The sequence below is a fragment of the Bacillus weihaiensis genome (assembly GCF_001889165.1).
GTDB lineage: Bacteria > Bacillota > Bacilli > Bacillales > Bacillaceae > Metabacillus > Metabacillus weihaiensis.
On record NZ_CP016020.1, the window covers coordinates 4,087,501 to 4,090,000 of the forward strand.

Annotated in this window: 2 rRNA genes (both running past the window's edge); both read right to left on the bottom strand. The window is 50.1% G+C overall.

Annotated elements, in window-relative coordinates:
• Positions 1 to 1,106 (bottom strand): 23S ribosomal RNA (locus A9C19_RS19785) (it extends 1,823 nt beyond the left edge of the window).
• Between the two features lie 233 nt (positions 1,107 to 1,339).
• Positions 1,340 to 2,500: ribosomal RNA gene (locus A9C19_RS19790) — 16S ribosomal RNA — on the bottom strand; it runs 390 nt beyond the window's last position.
• Together the 16S and 23S rRNA genes form the textbook arrangement of a ribosomal RNA operon.

Genomic DNA, 2,500 nt, shown 5'->3' on the forward strand with positions numbered 1-2,500 from the left:
AACATCCTGGTTGTCTAAGCAACTCCACATCCTTTTCCACTTAACGTATACTTTGGGACCTTAGCTGGTGGTCTGGGCTGTTTCCCTCTTGACTACGGATCTTATCACTCGCAGTCTGACTCCTGAACATAAGTCTTTGGCATTCGGAGTTTGACTGAATTCGGTAACCCGATGGGGGCCCCTAGTCCAATCAGTGCTCTACCTCCAAGACTCTCATTTCAAGGCTAGCCCTAAAGCTATTTCGGAGAGAACCAGCTATCTCCAGGTTCGATTGGAATTTCTCCGCTACCCACACCTCATCCCCGCACTTTTCAACGTGCGTGGGTTCGGGCCTCCATTCAGTGTTACCTGAACTTCACCCTGGACATGGGTAGATCACCTGGTTTCGGGTCTACGACCACGTACTTATTCGCCCTGTTCAGACTCGCTTTCGCTGCGGCTCCGTCTTATCAACTTAACCTTGCACGGGATCGTAACTCGCCGGTTCATTCTACAAAAGGCACGCCATTACCCATTAACGGGCTTTGACTACTTGTAGGCACACGGTTTCAGGATCTATTTCACTCCCCTTCCGGGGTGCTTTTCACCTTTCCCTCACGGTACTGGTTCACTATCGGTCACTAGGGAGTATTTAGCCTTGGGAGATGGTCCTCCCTGCTTCCGACGGGATTTCACGTGTCCCGCCGTACTCAGGATCCACTCTGGAGGGAACGAAGTTTCAACTACAGGGTTGTTACCTTCTTTGACGGGCCTTTCCAGACCTCTTCATTTACTCCGTTCCTTTGTAACTCCGTATAGAGTGTCCTACAACCCCAAGAGGCAAGCCTCTTGGTTTGGGCTAATTCCGTTTCGCTCGCCGCTACTCAGGAAATCGCGTTTGCTTTCTCTTCCTCCGGGTACTTAGATGTTTCAGTTCCCCGGGTCTGCCTTTATCATCCTATGTATTCAGATGAAAATACTGCTCCATTACGAACAGTGGGTTTCCCCATTCGGAAATCTCCGGATCAAAGCTTACTTACAGCTCCCCGAAGCATATCGGTGTTAGTACCGTCCTTCATCGGCTCCTAGTGCCAAGGCATCCACCGTGCGCCCTTAACAACTTAACCTTTGACATCGAAGATGTCGTTTTTAACATTATTAAGAGAATCACTAAACTAAGCGTTTAAACTCAGTGAATTACTTGAATTGTTTTCGTTATCTAGTTTTCAAGGAACATAAAACACAGGATCTTCAATGCAAGATGCATTTAGACTCCTATGTATGAGTCTTACTTATTATAGAAAGATCAGATGATCTCTCAAAACTAAACAAAATACCAAGCGTACCTCTAAATCCTTAGAAAGGAGGTGATCCAGCCGCACCTTCCGATACGGCTACCTTGTTACGACTTCACCCCAATCATCTGTCCCACCTTAGGCGGCTGGCTCCTTACGGTTACCCCACCGACTTCGGGTGTTACAAACTCTCGTGGTGTGACGGGCGGTGTGTACAAGGCCCGGGAACGTATTCACCGCGGCATGCTGATCCGCGATTACTAGCGATTCCAGCTTCATGCAGGCGAGTTGCAGCCTGCAATCCGAACTGAGAATGGTTTTATGGGATTCGCTTAACTTCGCAGTCTCGCAGCCCTTTGTACCATCCATTGTAGCACGTGTGTAGCCCAGGTCATAAGGGGCATGATGATTTGACGTCATCCCCACCTTCCTCCGGTTTGTCACCGGCAGTCATCTTAGAGTGCCCAACTGAATGCTGGCAACTAAGATCAAGGGTTGCGCTCGTTGCGGGACTTAACCCAACATCTCACGACACGAGCTGACGACAACCATGCACCACCTGTCACTTCGTCCCCCGAAGGGGAACCTTCTATCTCTAGAAGTAGCGAAGGATGTCAAGACCTGGTAAGGTTCTTCGCGTTGCTTCGAATTAAACCACATGCTCCACCGCTTGTGCGGGCCCCCGTCAATTCCTTTGAGTTTCAGTCTTGCGACCGTACTCCCCAGGCGGAGTGCTTAATGCGTTTGCTGCAGCACTAAAGGGCGGAAACCCTCTAACACTTAGCACTCATCGTTTACGGCGTGGACTACCAGGGTATCTAATCCTGTTCGCTCCCCACGCTTTCGCGCCTCAGTGTCAGTTACAGACCAGAAAGTCGCCTTCGCCACTGGTGTTCCTCCAAATCTCTACGCATTTCACCGCTACACTTGGAATTCCACTTTCCTCTTCTGCACTCAAGTTCCCCAGTTTCCAATGACCCTCCACGGTTGAGCCGTGGGCTTTCACATCAGACTTAAGAAACCACCTGCGCGCGCTTTACGCCCAATAATTCCGGACAACGCTTGCCACCTACGTATTACCGCGGCTGCTGGCACGTAGTTAGCCGTGGCTTTCTGGTTAGGTACCGTCAAGGTACTAGCAGTTACTCTAGTACTTGTTCTTCCCTAACAACAGAACTTTACGACCCGAAGGCCTTCATCGTTCACGCGGCGTTGCTCCGTCAGAC